Here is an 18,144-nt window from a genome sequence, read left to right as displayed (position 1 = left end):
AGATTATTGACGAGATAACTATTATAGTGATCACCTGACAGAATATCTGAACAATATATCAAATTAATTTTAAATATATCTTTTTTATTTGTTTTATAATTCTAAAGATCCTAATAGACAAATAGTAAAATGCTTAAAATATTTACGCCTGAGCCGCTTGAACATATTAAGAAAAAAACATTTCCCGATCAACAAAAATAAATTTTCTCAAACACAAAATATATTTATCCAAAATTTTGTCAGCTTTTATTACAGTTGAAAAGCAGGTGTTTAAATTGACCGGGAATATTTTCAAAAATATTAATTTTTGCAAAGATCCTCTGCTGATATTTAAAACAGCCGGAGGTCTAAGGCTCAATTCTTTTAATTCAAACGGATTTGTAGCAGCAGTGAATCTGAAGAATGCAGCAATCGTAATCGCCTTAATTGAGGGAAATTATGACTGAAGATAACCCTGTTTACCCGTTTTCTGCAATTGTCGGGCAGAATAATATGAAGGATGCACTCCTCGTAAACGTAGTCAATCCTTCAATCGGGGGAGTCCTGATCAAGGGAGAAAAAGGGACTGCAAAATCAACGGCAGTAAGAGCAATAGCAGATCTTCTCCCTGAAAGAAAGGTAATTAAAGATTGCATCTTCCACTGCGAAGCAGGACAGACAAGGTATCTCTGTCCTTCATGCAGGGAGTTGATCGAATCGGGTGAAGCTCCAGAATATGAATATATCAGGATGCGTGTGGTAGAACTCCCGATAAGTGCAACAGAAGATCGTGTCGCGGGAACGCTCGACATCGAACATGCCATTACAAAAGGGAAAAAGAAATTCGAGCCCGGTGTTCTTGCTTCAGCCAACGGGAATATTCTCTATGTCGATGAGGTCAATCTTCTCGACGATCATATCGTGGATCTCCTGCTCGATGCCGCAGCGATGGGTACAAACTTCGTAGAACGTGAAGGAATTTCATACTCGCACCCGGCCCGCTTTATGCTCGTAGGGACAATGAACCCCGAAGAAGGAGACCTGCGCCCGCAGCTTCTTGACCGTTTCGGTCTCTCGGTCAACGTGGAAGGAGAAAGAGAGATCAAAACAAGGACCGGGATCATCAGAAAAAGGCTTGAATTTGAGAAAGATCCTCACGCATTCTGCGAATTGTATGAACCGATGCAGCAGGAGATCCGGGATCGCATAGGGAATGCGAAATCGATCCTGAAAGAGATGGAGCCCGACGATCTTCTACTTGAAACATCGGTGAAGATCTCGCTCTTCCTTGGAGTCGACGGGCACAGGTCCGATATTACCTTCGTAAAGACTTCCGTCGCCTTTGCAGCCCTTGATGAAAGAGATGAAATAATGAGAGAAGATCTCATAAAAGCCGCACGACTGGCACTGCCGCACCGTATGAGGAAACTTCCGTTCGAAGAGGCAAAACTGGAATTTGACAAGATTGATTCCGTTATCTCGGAGAGTTATGCAAAGTGAGCGAATTTGTTAACTATCCGTTCCCTGCCATAGTAGGGAATGAGACCGCGAAGAAGGCGATACTTTGCACCCTTGTAAATGAAGATATTAAAGGGCTGCTTATTACTGGCAGTTGTGGATCTGCAAAGACTGTTCTTGCAAGATCAGCATCTACAATAACAGATGATAAGCGGATCAGGATTGTCCCGCAGAACACTACAGAAGACAGGCTGTTCGGCTCAATTGATATTGAAAAGGCAATAACTGAAGGAAATATAGGAATTGTAAAAGGAATCCTGGCCGAAAGCGACTGCCAGATTGTTGTTGCAGACGACATCAACCTGCTTGATGAAAAGATAGTTCACGGGATACTAAACACCGCGGATACGGGCAGTATAATACTGGAAAGGGATGGATTTTCAGAAAAAATCAGTATGAGGTATATTCTTACCGCCACAATGGACCCTGACGAGGGAGAACTTTCTCCCCAGATTCTTGATCGGTTTGATATCTGTATTGAAACCGAAAAGATAGAAGATGAAAGTGAGAGATCCAAAATAATCAGAAACTGTCTTGCCTTCGAGAAAGACTCTGTTCAGTTTTTAAAAGAATATTCCGACGAAATCAATGAGACCAGGGAAAATATCAGAAAGGCAAAGGAAAGACTTCCCTATGTAATGATTCCCGAATCGCTGCTCGATATGATCTCGGAATTATGCATCGAACTGAACGTTTCCGGGCAGAGAGGAGATATCGCGCTTGCAAAAACGGCAAAAACACTGGCTGCAATCGACGGCAGGGATGATGTCGTTTTCGAAGATATCAAACTGGCCGCTTTAATGACCCTAGAGCACAGGAGAAGAAGCCCTCCCGACGGGAATCCTCCCCAGAACCCCGATACCCAAAACAATGAGGATGATAATGAAGACGAAGAGAAAGAGGAGGGTAAGGAAAATGAAGGCAGGCAGGATAACAGGCAAAAAAATTCAGGACCGAACCAGGAGATGGATCAAAGTGATGAGAACGACAAACAGAATCGGGATCAATCGGAAGATTCCGACAGAAATAACGAAAACATAAATAATCTGCCGCCACCGGAACAGGTATTCGATATCGGTTCAGTCTTCAGCGTCATCGAATTTCTTGACGAGAAGGGCAGATCCAAATCGAAGAAAGCAAGCAATGGCCGCAGGAGACGAAATATCAGCAAGGATAAGAGCGGCCATTATTTCTCCTACAGACAGCAGGACAGAAATAAAAACGACATCGCAATCGATGCTTCACTGAGAGCAGCTGCTCCATTTCAGGTTAAGAGAGATAAAAAAGGGCTCGCAATTAAGGTAGACAAAGTCGATCTGAGGGAGAAGATCCGGGAAAAAAAGACCGGAGATGTCATACTCTTCCTTGTCGACGCCAGCGGATCGATGGGTGTAAGGAAGAGAATGGTGGCAGTGAAAGGAGCCATTCTTTCTCTTTTAAACGACGCGTACCAGAAGAGAGACATGGTCGGCCTTATGATATTCAGGAAAAACGAGGCAACCCTTCTTCTTCCCCCGACCAGGAGCACCGATCTCGCGTACAAACTGCTGAAAGAGATACCGACAGGTGGAAGGACACCTCTCTCAAAAGGACTTATAGAAGCGGCAAAACTCCTGACACAGGGACGATACTCAAAATCTATGGACTCCAAAACGGTAGTTATCCTGACGGACGGCAGGGCGAACACCTCCGAATCCGGTAAAAATTCATACGAGGAGCTGAAGGAAGCAGCTGAAAAAGTCACCGGACAGAAAATAAAATATGTTGTTGTTGACACTGAGGAAGGCTTCCCGAGAATGGGCCTCGCCGTGGACCTCGCATTTGAACTCGACGCCATCTACCTCCGTCTCGATGAACTCGACAGCAGTAAACTGGCAGGATCTGTCGGTAATATTGTACTAAAGGAGATGCCTACATGAAATACAGAGAACAAATGAGTTTTTCAATTTACGAATACGATCTGAACAAATTCGATAAAAGCTGGGACAATGTCAGAAGCTTTGTGCAAAGACACCAGCTTGACGGAATAGAACTTCTGGTTAATTTCGAAGAAGTACCGGCAGAGATCCCTGCTGATCTGGTATCTTCAGTCCATCTCCCTTCTTTCATGGGATGGTACAGGTTGTGGGAAGATGAAAATTTCAGGGTTCCTGAAGAAATCCCTGATGAATCACTGAAATATTTTTACGGCGGGAAAAGTCGCAATGAAGTTGTATCAAACTTCTGCGAGGCCATATCATATGCATCGGTTTTAAAACCTGCATATGGTGTGTTTCATGCAGCTTATACGGAGATCGGCACTGCTTTCAAAAAAATTCAGCCTTATTCAGACAAAGAAATTCTTGAAGGAACTGCCGAATTTTTGAATGAAGTTGCATCACGATTCCCGGGCGGAGAGCCTCCATTTGACATCTATATCGAAAACCTGTGGTATCCGGGTCTGACATTTCTCGATTCGGACGCTGCGGCGAAATTTGTCGATAAACTTGAGTTTAAAAACTGGAAACTTCTCCTGGACACGGGTCATCTCATGAACGCCACGTGTTCCTGTAATGACGAAGAAGAAGCAATCGATATAGTGCTGGAATTATTAGGAAAGCTTGATGAGAATATTCTCGAAAAAATAGCCGGCATTCATTTCCACCTTAGCACCTCCGGCAATTATCAGAACGAGATGGAGGAACCTGAGAATTATCCCAGGATGACACTTGAAGAGAAATATTCGTGCATATACGAACTCCTGAAGAATGTAGACCAGCACCGGCCCTTTTCGTCAGAGAGGTGCAGGGAGATTGTTGATTTCGTTTCACCGGATTTTGTGACACATGAACTTCCGGGAATGTCGGCAGAAGAGATCGAGAACAGAATTTCCCGGCAAAGAAGAGCTCTCCATTTTTAATCAGTTTTCACGGATAAGAGAAATGTTTTTAATCTTTCTAACAGGGCTGAAAATCAATTAAAAATAATTTTATTTAACTAAAACAAATTGTACTAAGTGCAGAAAAATCCCTGATTGTTCTACTACAGGCCTTCAACAAGTCCGGCTTTACATCAGCACAATTTCACCTGGTTAAAGCTGTCTGTATCTTGTTACCTCTTCATGGATTTAATTGAAATCAACAAAATACGGAGAGAACAAAGCAGGCCATTAGAGCAATGTTTTGGTAAAAATTTGAGGAGAAATTTGTCTTGGCAGAATATGAGAATAAACCCGGAGAACCAGTTACCGAACTGAAGATGATCTATGAAACCGGCAGCGGCGAGAAGATCTATCGGAATAACAATACCATAGTTGTAAAACTACCTGAAAACAGGAATTGCATCACCACTTCATATGTAAACGGAGGTTACCAGGAAAATCTCGAGGCTGTCTTCAACCATGAGCCGGATCAGACAAGGGGGCACTGCGGCCATGACATGGAAGGAGGAAGTGTCGAGGCATATACTGAAATACATGCCAAAAGGCTGGGATTGAATCCAGGTCGAATTGCAGCGATGATGACGGCGGCAAAGATGAAAAATGCCGCGATAAGCAGCCGGTGTTTTCGTGATCTCGAAGTAACAGCAATAGTCACCGCCGGGATAGAAGTAAACGGCGGAAGAGCGGGAGATCCCGCATCCTGGCATGAAGAGGACGGAAATTCGGTATACGTAGGCGGGACCATCAACACGATTATCATTATAAGTTCCAGGCTTCCAGCCCATGCATTAAGCAGGATGATAATGACTGCAACCGAAGCAAAAACGGTTGCAATCCAGCAGCTTATGGCCCCGAGCAGGTATTCGACAGGAATTGCCACAGGATCGGGAACAGACCAGATCAGCGTAATATCCAACATGCACAGCCCGAATGTCATAACATGGGCAGGAAAACACTCAAAACTCGGGGAACTTGTCGCAAAATGCGTAATAGATGCAACAACCGAGGCGCTTGACAGGCAGACCGGCCTTAACCCTGACAACCAGCGTGATATGCTGATCAGGCTGGAACGCTTTGGTATTGACGAGAAAAAATACTGGCAGACCGCATCCTCGCTTGAAGGCGAGAACAAAAAAGAGTTGTTCATTAAAAACCTTCGTGACTTTTCAAAGAACCCTTCCGTTGTTGCAATGACCGCCTCAATTCTGCATATCGTCGATGAGATCAACTGGGGCCTTATCCCGGAAAATGCAGGCAAAAAAACAGCATTTTCCATAATGAAGGCCCTTCCCGAGATGGCAGGCGTCAGGAATTCCCCGGACTTCAGCTACGTGATGAACGAGCGTGACCCGATTATCGACAACTGGATCAGGCTAAGCTCCTGGTGCGTGAAAAGCGGTTTTTGAGGATTTGGATAATGTTCTCCGGATTTTCTATTCTTAATCCCGCGATCGACAAAGAGGATTTTTCCAATAACACTAAAGGTGAATGAATTGGCAGATGAAAAACACAAAAAAATAATATACGCTGTACTTGTTGCGGCAATAATTATCGCGGTTGCTATAACGGGGATCTCCCTCTCTCTAAACAGTGCTGACAATGGCCAGTCCGCGGGAACCGTTCAGGAACAATCCGCATATACAGAAGATCTCTTTACTGACAAGGCATATCCCGAATATGCAACAGGATATACTGTGGAATATCACGGGACATATAAAGTAGTCCAGGTAAACGACCCGTGGGGAAGAACTTCGAAGGACCTGACATACCTTCTCGTCCAGGAGGGAGAGGAGATACCATCAGGGTACCAGGATGCAGAAGTTATCACTATACCAATAGATTCCATAATCACTCTTTCAACAACACAGCTTCCACACCTGAAAGAACTGAACGAGACCTCCTCGATCAAAGGACATAACGGGATCGATCTTGTTTACGATGACGAGTACCAACAGCTCGCTGACGAAGGCAAACTGCTTGAGATCGGAAGCGGAGCGATGTCGATGGAGAGTCAGCTCAAGGTCGAGCAGATGATAGAGCTTGATCCGGATGTCGTCTTCTGTTCTGCCAGCAACACGGATGAATACGATAACCGCGACAAACTGGAGGAAGCAGGCTTAACTCCTGCAGTAGTCTCGGACTGGATGGAAAACGATCCCCTCGGGCGTGCCGAATGGATCAAGTTCTTCGCCCTGTTTTACAATAAAGAAAAAACAGCCAACGAGGTCTTTGACAGAATTGAGGAAAACTATACCACAATCAGGGACCTGGCCGAAAGTGCCGGGACAAAACCCATTGTATTTTCAGGAATAGATTTCCAGGGAACCTGGTATGCAGCGGGTGGAGACAGCTATGTTGCAAAACTCTTCGCCGATGCAGGTGCCGACTATCTCTATGCGGATAATAACGAAAGCGGCTCCATTGCACTCGATTTTGAATCTGTTTATGAAAAGGCACAGGATGCCGATTTCTGGATGAATACAGGGTATGGAAACGACGCCGCTGATCTTCTTTCATACGATTCCAGGTATTCTAAATTCATGGCCTACCAGACAGGAAATGTCTACAACTATAATGCAAGGGAAAATGAATACGGCGGCGATGACTACTGGCAGTCGGGAATAATCAAACCTGACGTCATACTTGCGGATCTCGTAAAGATATTCCACCCCGAGCTCCTGCCGGATCATGAATTATATTATTACAAAAATATAGGTGCCACCCAGACGGAGGAAAGTGCATGAATTTCTCCGGCAGTGATAGCGGGGACAGTCTGAAGAGACTTACCTTAGTCCTACCGGTGATCCTCATAGTCCTTATTGCTCTGTTTATCCTTGACCTTCTGGCAGGATCGGTGAACATTCCCCTGGAAGCTTTTGTAAAAATGCTGACCGGAGGCGATGTAAAAACAACGTGGGAGAATATCTTCTGGGACTGGAGGCTTCCCAAGGCAATAACCGCCGTATTTGCAGGCGGGGCACTTGCTCTTGCCGGTCTCCTCATGCAGACATTCTTCAGAAATCCGCTTGCCGATCCGTATATCCTCGGTATAAGCTCGGGAGCGAGTCTCGGTGTTGCACTGGTTATGCTCTCTGCAGGCGCCTGCGGTGTAGGTGCGATATTCGCCACCATCGGGTTCATCGGCGACCTGAGCATATCGGTTGCTGCGATAATCGGATCCTTTGCAGTACTGGCCCTGATATTGATCATCTCGTCAAAGATCAAGAGCAACATCACGATCCTTATTCTCGGAATAATGGTCTCCTATATAAGCAGTGCAATAGTCACCATCCTCCTACAGTTTTCAGATGAATCCAGCATGCACTCTTATACCGCCTGGACCTTCGGCAGTTTCTCGGGAGTTACATGGGGGCAGGTCCCGATCATGGTGGCCCTCCTCCTTGTAGGATTCATCCTTTCGATCTGCACGGTCAAATCGCTCAATGCCCTCCTGCTGGGAGAACAGTACGCCGAGAGCCTTGGAATGAACTACAAAACGACCAGAATACTCATCATAACCAACACAGCGCTTATGGCAGGAGTGGTTACGGCCTTCTGCGGCCCTATCGGTTTCCTTGGAATTGCTGTTCCACACCTGTGCAGGGCCATGTTCGTGAGCGCCGACCACCGTATTCTCGTCCCCGGGTGTATAATCGTCGGCGGAATCATCGCACTCTGCACCGATATCATATCCCATCTACCCGGAACGGACATTGTGCTGCCAATCAATGCAATCACTGCCCTATTCGGCGCACCGGTCGTGATCTGGGTGATCGTCCGCGGAACGAAATTCGGAAGGGGTGTGACGACATGATCGGAGATCCGATCCTGACCTGCAGCAACCTGACAATTGGCTACAGGAACCAGAAGACGATCATCAAAGAAGTCTCCAAAGATCTCAACCTCAACCTAAGGAGGGGTGAACTTGTATGCCTGATCGGTCCCAACGGGTCGGGAAAATCCACCCTAATCCGTACCATTACAGGGATACAGCCGCCACTCTGCGGTGAAGTCCTGCTTTGCGACAAAAAGATAGAAGAACACACGTCCGAGGAAAAGGCGAAAACCCTGAGCGTGGTGCTGACGACTCCGGTCGAGGCAGGATACCTGACTGCTTTTGACATCGTGGCGCTCGGGAGATTTCCCTATACCAACTGGGCAGGCAGACTCACGGATTCAGACAGGGATATCGTAATATCGGCACTTGAATCCGTTGGTGCGGGAGAGCTGGCAAGGCGTTTTATGCACGAGATGAGCGATGGCGAACGGCAGAAGGTGATGATCGCAAGGGCACTTGCACAGGAACCGGAGATGATGGTCCTTGACGAGCCGACCGCATACCTGGACCTTCCGCATAAGATCGAAACGATGCGCATTCTCAGGACTGTAGCCAGGAAAACAGGAAAATCGATCCTCCTCTCCACGCACGACCTGAATCTTGCAATTCGCTGCGCCGACCAGCTCTGGATCATAGACAGAAGGGGAAATATGATCTCCGGTGTCCCGGAGGACCTAGTACTCTCAGGCATCTTCGGATCGGCCTTCGAGATCGACGGGGTGAGCTTCGACGCAGTGAGAGGGGAATTCACAATTCCTGTTGAGAAGAAAGGGACATTCTCACTCTCGGCTCCCGAATCGATTGAAAAGATCTGGACCCTGTATGCTCTTGAAAGGATCGGCTACACATCTGCCACAGCCGCAGGAGAAACGGAGACAGAAGAAGACATCCGTATCGCGATAAATAACGACGGAGGAAAAACCATATGGAATATCCATACGGAAGATTCAGAGAAGGAATGCACCAGCATTTCAGAGATGATCGAATGCATCCCGTCTTCGGACAACGGTGGTGATAGGGATTAGAATTGCCGTCTATGGAAAAGGCGGGATAGGAAAGTCGACGATCTCCGCCAATGTATCAGCCGCTCTTGCAGGGAAGGGTCTGAAAGTTCTTCAGATTGGGTGCGATCCCAAGCATGATTCCACAAGACTTCTGCTCGGAGGCAATATCCCTACAACTGTTCTCGATTACATCAAATGCGCCCTTCCAGAAGACAGGCACCTTGAGGATATCGTATTCACAGGGCACGGCGGAGTCGCATGTGTCGAGGCAGGAGGGCCCGAACCTGGTGTAGGCTGTGCTGGAAGGGGCGTAATTACCACCTTTGAGCTTCTCGAAGAGCTTGGCCTGGACCAGGAATATTTTGATGTCAGCATCTATGATGTGCTGGGGGATGTCGTATGCGGGGGATTCGCAGTACCGGTGCGTGACGAGTATGCCGATGTGGTCTTCATCGTAACCTCAGGCGAATATCTCTCGCTCTATGCCGCGAATAACATCCTTAAAGGAATAAAAAATTTCACAGAGAAAACCAGCAAAGTTGCCGGTATAATCTACAATACCCGCGGACTGGAGGAAGAAGACGACCGGGTAAGAAGGTTTGCAGAGGCAGTAAGGCTACCGGTTATAACACAGATTCCTCGTAGCGAAATATTTGCCAGTGCCGAGAAAGAAGGGCACACAATAATTGAGAAATATCCGTCTTCAGCCGAATCAGAAATTATCCGAAATATTGCCGACCACATTAAGAAGATCCTGGATGACAGAGAAGAAAGACTATATCCTGCCCTGCCGCTTGAGGAAAAAGAGCTTGAGAGCATCGTCCTTCAGCGGGAAGATTTGGCTGATGTAAAGAAATTCGACGTCTCGGTTCTGAAAAAACGCATGGAACAGGTTAAGGTAAAATCGCCGTCCGTAAAGAACAGGCGCCCCCTCATAGGCTGTGCGTTTGCAGGTGCGGTATCTGTTGCAGCCCAGATTACGGATGCTGCAATAGTTATGCACTGCCCGAGGAGCTGCCTCCTGATGATCTGTGAAAAGCTGTTTGACAGGGAACTGCATTCTGCACAGATCTACAACCTTCCATATGACGCAGGATTTATGAAGCGGTTCTTCTCCACGGATATGACTGATGAGGACTTCATCTTTGGCGGGGAGGAAAAACTGAAGCAGACGATAGAATCCTCGATCGGCAAAGGGTACAAAAATATATTCATCGTCACTGCCTGCCCTCCCGGAATAATCGGGGACAACGTCGGCGGTGTCGTATCGGGGATACTTGAAGATTACCCAAGTGTAAACCTGATACCTGTCGAGGTCGACGGAAACCTGAAAGGTGACTTTGCACAGGGCATCATGGAGGCATACAGGACAATTGCGGGAATAATCCGCTCCGGAGAGAGAGGACAACAGGCTAAGGAAAGATCCGTCAATGTGATTGCGGAGAAATGGCTTGCAACAAATGATGAAGCCTCGATGGATATCATCGAAGAACTCCTGAAAAGACTTGGAATATCCTTAAACTCCCGCTTCCTGAGTAAAGTTCCATTCAGCTCCCTGGAAAACTTCAACAGGGCGGCTCTCAATCTCCCTGCCGACGCGGAAGATACTTCTCTATCTATTAAAACGCTCCTTTCTTCGGCCTCCGACGTACCGTTCTTCGATAAATCCCTGCCTACAGGATTCAGGGAATCTGAAGAATGGTTGTTAAACATTGCAGAACTCTTTAATGAAGAAAATACTGCGAAGGAGATCATTGCAGAGGAAAAAGAAAAGTACCAGCAGAAGATTGAACGGTTAAAGCCTCATTTTGAAGGAAAGAAAGTGCTGATAACATCCTATCCCAAATCCGTCGACTGGATCTGTGATCTTGCTCATGATCTCGATATGAAGATCCTGAAGATTGGCCTCACGTATTCTCCTATTTCCGAATCGTTCACATCCCGTTATGAGGGGGAGATCGAGATTGAAAAGAATTACCCGCTTGAAAAACGCACAGAGGATATCAACGAATTAAAACCGGACCTTGTTCTTCACACATATCCCCGACTCAGGCCGGCCGACAAGGCAAGAGGAGTGCAGATCCCCTATTGCCCGGGTTTCGGCTTCCAGGCAGCAGTTGATCAGGCCGAAAAATGGAGCAGGCTGATGAAAGTGCCGGTTATAGAAGGCTGGAGATCGGACGGGGAGGTGGTCCTGTGAAATTTGAGGAGGATGCCTTCTTCGGAACACTGCTCGCAATCGAAGGAATAACAGATGCAAGAGCGGTTATGAACGGCCCGAACGGATGTCGCGGCAATCCTGCCTACTTCTCGGACCGCCATTTTCCGAGGGATAATTCACTAAATCGCCGTTCATTCGAAGAGCTCTTCTATTTCGGCCAGTCACGGATTCCCTGTACATATCTCGACAGCGATGACTATATCCACGGTTCAACAGATAAGCTGCGTGAGATCCTGCCCCTGATTGCTGAAAAAGGAGATGCATTCATTGCGGTCGTCAACTCACCTGGGGCATCGCTTATAGGTGACGATCTGAATCGTTTCCTGAAAGAGGCGGGACTTGAGGACAAATGCATGGCGTTCGAAGATGCAGGCTATTCAGGACCCCTGTCGGCTGGTTTTGACAAGACAATAGTTGCCGTACTGAAATGGCTTAGGCTCAACCGGCTACCAAAATCCAAAGACAGGGTAAACCTGCTGGGTTTTTCGATCTACCAGAAATATTGGAAGGGAAACATCGCCGAACTTACCAGACTATGTGAACTTATGGGACTCTCGATTGTATCTGCACCAGGTGCAGGATCGGACACAGCAACGATCAGGGAATCGGCCACAGCATCATACAATATCGTAATATATCCCGAATATGCAGGACAAACAGCCGAATGGTACGAGTCTGAATTAGGGATAACTACAGTCCGTCCTTCCGCCGGGGCACCGGTGGGATTCGATGCAACAGAAAGCTGGATCAGAGAGGTGGCCGGGGCTACTGGACGCGATCCGACCCCCGCACTTGAAGATATCCGGAGAAAACGTACAGATGCCTACCACCAGATATCCAGGTACTTTAACGAATCGGATTATCCCAAAGGGGCAACATTCGGGATAAAGGCGGATTCTTCTTTTGCCCTTCCTCTTGTAAAATGGCTCTATGAATACTTGGGGATGCTCCCCGTTTCAGTAGAATTTATGGCAGGAGAAGATACCAGAACCGTCAGAAAATTAATTGAATTCCTTGAATCAACTGGACTTCCCGGGGCCCTCTCAGCCGATCGCGAAACAGTTATGCAGGACTTCTGTTTCTCAGACGGGATATCAGGAGAACACCTGGAGCTTACCGGGAGATGCAGGTGTCCTGTTGAGATATTCAACAGGATATCAGGAGAGATTGAGTTCACACAGAAGGCATTTCTGGGCGGAGAGGGAGTACTCTATATTCTCGAAAGAATATTCAATGCCCTGAGAAAATTTTCATAATTTTAAGAAACTTTTATAAAGAAAATTTTCTAGATATATTACTATATATAATATTAACTATTGATGTTTTTTCAAATATAATCGAACATACACAATGTTAAAATTAATTTAACCCGAAATTATAGATCTTTTCCAACAAAAAATTAAGATCGGTATCTTTAAATAAAGATATTTTAAATTTGATCATTGTAAAAAAATTCGTTTGGAGATTATAGTCATGCACGGACATGGTAAAAAACCTGAGAGCCACGGTGCTGTTTTAATCGTGGCAGTCGGAACAACCCAGGCGGAAGGCCGCCAGGTTGTCGCGAGCTGTATGAAGAAGGTACAGGAAGTATACCCGAAGGCGGAGGTAACATATGCCTTCAGCTCCGAACCCGTCAGGCTCGTATTGAAAGAGCAGGGTGAAGATGTCCCCGGCCCTCTCGCCGCTCTTGCATCGCTCATCGAGAAAGGCCATTCAAGGATAGTGGTGCAGCCGCTATTCCTTACGCCCGGAACAAGATACCACGAACTCTATCCGCTCGTCAAATCGCTGAACGAGATGGCCGGCGCCCACGGCGTTCTCGGATTCGACGGTATACTTATCAGCACACCGCTTCTGATGTTTGACGAGGATTATTTCGAAGTCGCGGAAGCTATTCAGTCGATCTACGGAAACCTTGCCGAGGATGAAGCAGTCGTGCTTGTATCACCCCAGTCCGAAGGCGGCACGGACCCGGCCCTCTGCCAGCTCCAGATGGTCCTTGACGATGTCAGTAAGACAGGCAGGCTGACAATCGGGGCTGTTGACGGTTATCCGGGAATCGAGAAAGTCAAATCCAGGCTTGGCCACATAGGCACAAAGAAGGTCAGACTGGTCCCTCTCACCATCGTTCCGGGAATTCATGCATGGATAGAGATCGCAGGCGGAGCAAACAGCGATTCATGGCAGAAACTCCTGGAAGGAGCAGGATATTCGGTGGAAGTCGATTCAAAAGGCCTCGGCGAGTATGACCAGATCACGGACATCGTCGTAAAGAGAATGATATCACGTGTGGATTCTCACGCATTCCTCAAAAAATAACCAACTCTAATAATAAATTCAAAAAATTTCTTTTGGCCTTTCACTAATCTGTGCAGGTATAAAAAGCAAGTTTCACTACTTTTGACAACCCCTCGCCGCGAGCCGCAAAGCAGGCTCGCGGATCGGCCCCGACCTCGGGGCCTCTCCATTGTGAGAAGCCGCTCAGGGGATAGACAAGTATCCCCTGAGCGGAGAGACGCGGTAGATTCATGGCGTGTACTATACCAAGAAAACCAAATTCAACAGCTTAGGGGACCCTTGCCGGTCCCCTAAGCGTGCCGTGGGAGGACTATCTTAGGGCAAGGCCCCTAGGCAGGGGCCGTCCGGCGGCCTGGTCGCCGGTGCCGGGGTTGCCCAAGTAAGATCAGCAATACAGCAGCGCCATGTATGCTATCCCGGAATTATTTACCCACATGAAACAGCAAAGAGTCATTGCCATTTCTTTCGCTAAAAAAAGAAGAGGGAATTGCTTCCAGACCTCTAATCATCACCGGTTCTTTCAAGATACTCTTCGGACTCGAGATAGATCTTCTCAAGTTTCTTAATCATCTCTTCCTTTGCATCCCAGAATCCCCTGTCCTTTGCCTCCAGGAGCCTGCCCGATATGGCGTGGAGAGCATACGGGTTATTATCTTCTATCCATTTCCTGTTCTCCTCATTGAATAAGAAATGCTCTGCTGCAGCCTGGTACTCCCAGTCATCGACTGCATCGGAGGTGGCATCCCAGCCGAAGGTGTACTCGAGTGTTGTCACGATATCCTGAACACCGCGGAAACCGTGCGGCTTCAACCCCTCTATCCACCGCGGATTCAGCACCCTGCTCCTGAAGATGAACCTGATCTCTTCATCGAGCAGCTTCGTCTTGATATTCTTCGGATCAGATGCATCGCCTATTACCGAAACAGGATCTTTGTCACCGTAAGCCTTGACACATGCATTCATTCCGCCGAGGCATGCATAGTCGTCATCGGTTTCGAGAATATCCCACTCTCTTGAGACGCGGTTCTTGACAGTCGCATCAAGGCTGCCAATCTTCTTTTTGAACAGCTCCGGGAATTTTTCACCCCTGAACTTTCTTCCGTACGCATGAGCCCCCCAGTTGGTATAGACATCGGCAAGGTCCTTTCGGGTCTCCCATGCGGATGCATGCAGGACTTCGCAGACACCTACACCATGCTGGCCCGGAGGATCTCCGAATATACGGATAAGTGCCATTTCACGGGCCTCTTCCTCTGGGAAACCTTCCTTGATCTTCTCCAGGAGATCTTCTCTCAGATGAGCCGCAAGATAGTTGACATCATCCGATTCATCGAGCGAAGCGATCATCTCCACACCTTCATCAATCATATGGACAAGATTCGGGAACGAATCCCTGAACATTCCACTGATACGCAGAGACATATCGATACGCGGCCTTCCAAGTTCACTGGCGGGAATTACTTCAAGACCTGTAACAGCACCCCCGCGATTCGACCAGATTGGCCTGAGACCCATAAGCCACAGGATATAGGCGATATCGTCTCCTCCTGTCCTCATAGTATCCGTTGCCCAGACAACGATGCCCACATTTTGGGGGTATTCTCCCTTCTCTTCAATATAGCGCCCAACCATCTGGTCGGCAAGCTCCTTTCCGGTTATCCATGCAGCATGGGTGGGGACGGATGCAGGATCTATAGAATAGCAGTTCCTGCCTGTAGGGAGGAGATGGGCGTTTCCGCGGGTTGGATCACCTGAGGGGCCGGGTTCAACATACCCTGCATCAAGGCCTCTGAGCATGTTGGCAATCTCATCGGTCGTCCTGTTGAGATTTTTGAAGATCTCATCGCAGATGAACGCACCACATGCTTCAAGGTTAGGATTCCCGTTGCCATATCCAGCCCTGATAATCTTCAGTACTTCTTCACGGTCATACCCGCATTCGGCCATCATTTCAATAAGAAGATTGCTCGCGGCATCGATCTCGTCGACGAGAGCACCGTTTGTCTGCCTCTTCAACTGGTTGAAGCCGGAAGGTTCTTCAAGAAGCTCCCTAAGTGACAATGACATCGCCTCTGCCACGCTCTCCCTCAACGATGGAACGGACCCGTTTTCGAGGCGGGTTAAAGCATAGACCATCTCCAGGAAGCGGTTTCCTGCAGGCGGCTGCCCGTAGATGTGAAGACCGTCCTTGATGATTACATCACGCAGTTCGCAGATGTAGTCATATAATCGTTCGGCATTCTGTGCAATCTCACCGGATTCCGGTTCCTCTGAAAGGCCGAGATCGTTTGTCAGGTTTTTGTCTATGACTATGACACGGGCTTCCTCGATCAGGCCGGCCGCTTTCTTCTCCTCGCCGCCGCGTTTTGCCCGGAGGTATTCCTGCAGAATAATGTCCAGATCGGAGAGTTCACCGTACCCCTGGGCACGCATCATCGGGGGTGTGTTGTAATCGAGTGCAACACCCCATCCTCTTCTCTTCGCCTCCATACCCTCGCCGGGATCGTTAATGATATAAGGGTACAGGTGCGGCATGTCCTCGAGGATCAGGTCGGGGTAACACTCTTCCGACATTGCATTACCTTTTCCCGGAAGCCACTCAAGAGTGCCGTGTGTTCCAAGGTGGATGACCGCATGTGCCCCGAACACGTGTTTGATCCAGCGGTAGTAGGCGAGATAATGATGCGGCATTACGAGATCGGTCGAATGGATCATCGTTTCAATCTGATCGAAATATCCTCTCGGCGGCTGAATCCCGATGAAGATATTTCCCTTGACAACCCCGGGAATGCAGAGCCCCTCTTCAACCTCAAAGATTTCGCCGGGCGCTTCTCCCCAGTCTTCGTATATTTTATCCTGATTTGCCTTTGGGATTTTTTCAAACCATTCCCTGTAAAGGTCTGTGCTTACAAATCCGGCAGCCCGCTCTTTCATCTGCTCCTTTGAGATCCACCGGGTATCGTTGGTAAGCCCCGCAATCATCTCATAAATGAGGTCATTGCCCGTTTCCGGGATATTTTCAACGAAGTAGCCCTGGTCTTTCAGGCTGTGCAGGATCTCGATCACACTCTGCGGAGTGTCGAGTCCTCCGGCATCACCAAGCGCATCCATCTCCTCGGTGTACTGGTAGAGGAATATGACCACTTTCCGGTCCTCGATAGGCACTTTTTTTAGTTCGGACCAGCGCTTTGCCATCTCGGCAACTCTTTCAGGACGCCCCGGAATCGGAATCGCGACATTTTTCCGGCCCTCATATTCATCAGTTGTGCCAATAGGTATAGCGATTATCTGCCCGTCGAACTCTGGCCAGATTACCCCTGACGAGATCTCCATCGCAGAGAGGCCCTGGTCGTCGTCCTTCCAGGCCTCGTAAGACCTGTATAGGGTTATCGTCTGGAGAAGTGGTACATTCAGGTCACTGAAAAAATTATAAACGGGATCGGTTTTTGTGCCGTCGTTGGGATCTGATAGTGAGAGCTGGGAAAAAGACATGTTGACAATCAGGACATCGATGATGGAACTCCCGTCTCTAATCAGGTAAGTCTCAATAAATTTCCTGATTCCCATTGAACCAGTGACCTCGTTAGGGCTCGTGACAAGGAAGAAAGGCAATGCATTCATTTCCCTCTCTTCAACTGCCTTTATCAGGGCCTCTACTGGCAGGAGATTCTTGCGGATGAAGCCAAACTGGTGTACAAGGATTCCTATGGTGGGCCTTGAGGGATCGAGCCTTTCCATATGGGACTCATAGTCGTAAACCTCCGGCATTGACGGATGGAAAAATCCCTCAGTCGGGGGATAGACCAGCGGAGGCACATCTACATTCGCACCGCCGATCTCTTTGCAGGCCCAGAGAATCAGGCTCTGTGTATTCTCCTTTCCTCCGAGTTCGAGACATGCATGGATGAAATCGTAATCCTCATCAGACTGCCTGAAGAGCTGTCTGTTCTCCTTCATCTCTTCGTCTACTGAACTGCAGACGAACGTATTGATATTGTTCTCCCGTGCCTTTTCGATCAGCCTGTCGAACTTTTTAAAATATGTTACACTGCCATGATTGCTGACCAGAAGAAGATCGCCGGTCCGGACGTCTTCCAGGATTTCAACAAATTTCTTCTCCTCCGAATCGATCGCTTCAGAAGTGGACTGGACAATCTCCAACCCCGTCCCCTGATCAGGACAGGAAGCCGCTGCTCCTTCAAGCCAGGGATTTTCACCAGTTCCTGCGCTAATATATACTATTTTCATCTTAAATCCTCAGTTTCGGAAAAACAAATGAGATAGAAATAAAGATCATAGTAGAAGTCAGCAGCGGCAAATAAATTTTTTTTTATTTAACAAAAATAAAATGAACATATTCAAA

Annotated in this window: 12 protein-coding genes; 11 read left to right on the top strand and 1 reads right to left on the bottom strand. The window is 47.7% G+C overall.

Annotated elements, in window-relative coordinates; translation table 11 throughout:
• Positions 1–236: 236 nt before the first annotated feature.
• The 11 genes from METPAY_RS15095 to METPAY_RS06360 all read left to right on the top strand — a co-directional run bounded on the left by METPAY_RS15095 (position 237) and on the right by METPAY_RS06360 (position 13,802).
• Complete coding sequence (locus METPAY_RS15095) at positions 237–446, top strand: hypothetical protein (RefSeq protein WP_169743643.1); 210 nt, start codon at positions 237–239, stop codon at positions 444–446.
• Positions 439–1,479, top strand: coding sequence for an ATP-binding protein (locus tag METPAY_RS06405; protein WP_048150420.1), 1,041 nt, complete (start codon positions 439–441; stop codon positions 1,477–1,479). Before METPAY_RS15095 ends, METPAY_RS06405 begins: the two co-directional genes overlap by 8 nt.
• Positions 1,476–3,416: a VWA domain-containing protein gene (locus tag METPAY_RS06400; protein WP_048150418.1), complete on the top strand. Its 1,941-nt coding sequence runs from the start codon at positions 1,476–1,478 to the stop codon at positions 3,414–3,416. The genes METPAY_RS06405 and METPAY_RS06400 overlap by 4 nt, the downstream gene beginning before the upstream one ends.
• Positions 3,413–4,396 (top strand): apurinic/apyrimidinic endonuclease family protein, encoded by a 984-nt coding sequence (locus tag METPAY_RS06395; protein ID WP_048150417.1) that lies wholly within the window; start codon positions 3,413–3,415, stop codon positions 4,394–4,396. Before METPAY_RS06400 ends, METPAY_RS06395 begins: the two co-directional genes overlap by 4 nt.
• Positions 4,397–4,686: 290 nt before the next feature.
• Positions 4,687–5,823, top strand: coding sequence for an adenosylcobinamide amidohydrolase (locus METPAY_RS06390; protein WP_245611547.1), 1,137 nt, complete (start codon positions 4,687–4,689; stop codon positions 5,821–5,823).
• 87 nt (positions 5,824–5,910) lie between these two features.
• The gene (locus tag METPAY_RS06385; RefSeq protein ID WP_048150415.1) at positions 5,911–7,161 is read left to right on the top strand and encodes an ABC transporter substrate-binding protein; all 1,251 of its coding nucleotides are present in this window, start codon (positions 5,911–5,913) and stop codon (positions 7,159–7,161) included.
• On the top strand, positions 7,158–8,231 hold the full coding sequence (locus METPAY_RS06380; RefSeq protein ID WP_048150412.1) for an iron ABC transporter permease: 1,074 nt from the start codon (positions 7,158–7,160) through the stop codon (positions 8,229–8,231). Before METPAY_RS06385 ends, METPAY_RS06380 begins: the two co-directional genes overlap by 4 nt.
• The gene (locus METPAY_RS06375; RefSeq protein WP_052418706.1) at positions 8,228–9,280 is read left to right on the top strand and encodes an ABC transporter ATP-binding protein; all 1,053 of its coding nucleotides are present in this window, start codon (positions 8,228–8,230) and stop codon (positions 9,278–9,280) included. Before METPAY_RS06380 ends, METPAY_RS06375 begins: the two co-directional genes overlap by 4 nt.
• The gene (locus METPAY_RS06370) at positions 9,267–11,459 is read left to right on the top strand and encodes a nitrogenase component 1 (RefSeq protein ID WP_052418705.1); all 2,193 of its coding nucleotides are present in this window, start codon (positions 9,267–9,269) and stop codon (positions 11,457–11,459) included. The genes METPAY_RS06375 and METPAY_RS06370 overlap by 14 nt, the downstream gene beginning before the upstream one ends.
• On the top strand, positions 11,456–12,736 hold the full coding sequence (locus tag METPAY_RS06365) for a nitrogenase component 1 (protein ID WP_048150624.1): 1,281 nt from the start codon (positions 11,456–11,458) through the stop codon (positions 12,734–12,736). Before METPAY_RS06370 ends, METPAY_RS06365 begins: the two co-directional genes overlap by 4 nt.
• Positions 12,737–12,938: 202 nt before the next feature.
• On the top strand, positions 12,939–13,802 hold the full coding sequence (locus METPAY_RS06360; protein ID WP_245611546.1) for a sirohydrochlorin cobaltochelatase: 864 nt from the start codon (positions 12,939–12,941) through the stop codon (positions 13,800–13,802).
• A 480-nt stretch (positions 13,803–14,282) separates the two neighbouring features.
• Here the strand turns inward: METPAY_RS06360 and cobN are convergent, their stop codons facing one another.
• Positions 14,283–18,029: a cobaltochelatase subunit CobN gene (gene cobN / locus METPAY_RS06355; RefSeq protein ID WP_048150410.1), complete on the bottom strand. Its 3,747-nt coding sequence runs from the start codon at positions 18,027–18,029 to the stop codon at positions 14,283–14,285.
• Positions 18,030–18,144: the final 115 nt, after the last annotated feature.

This window comes from Methanolacinia paynteri, assembly GCF_000784355.1.
GTDB lineage: Archaea > Halobacteriota > Methanomicrobia > Methanomicrobiales > Methanomicrobiaceae > Methanolacinia > Methanolacinia paynteri.
This window is presented reverse-complemented; position numbering and strand designations above follow the sequence as displayed.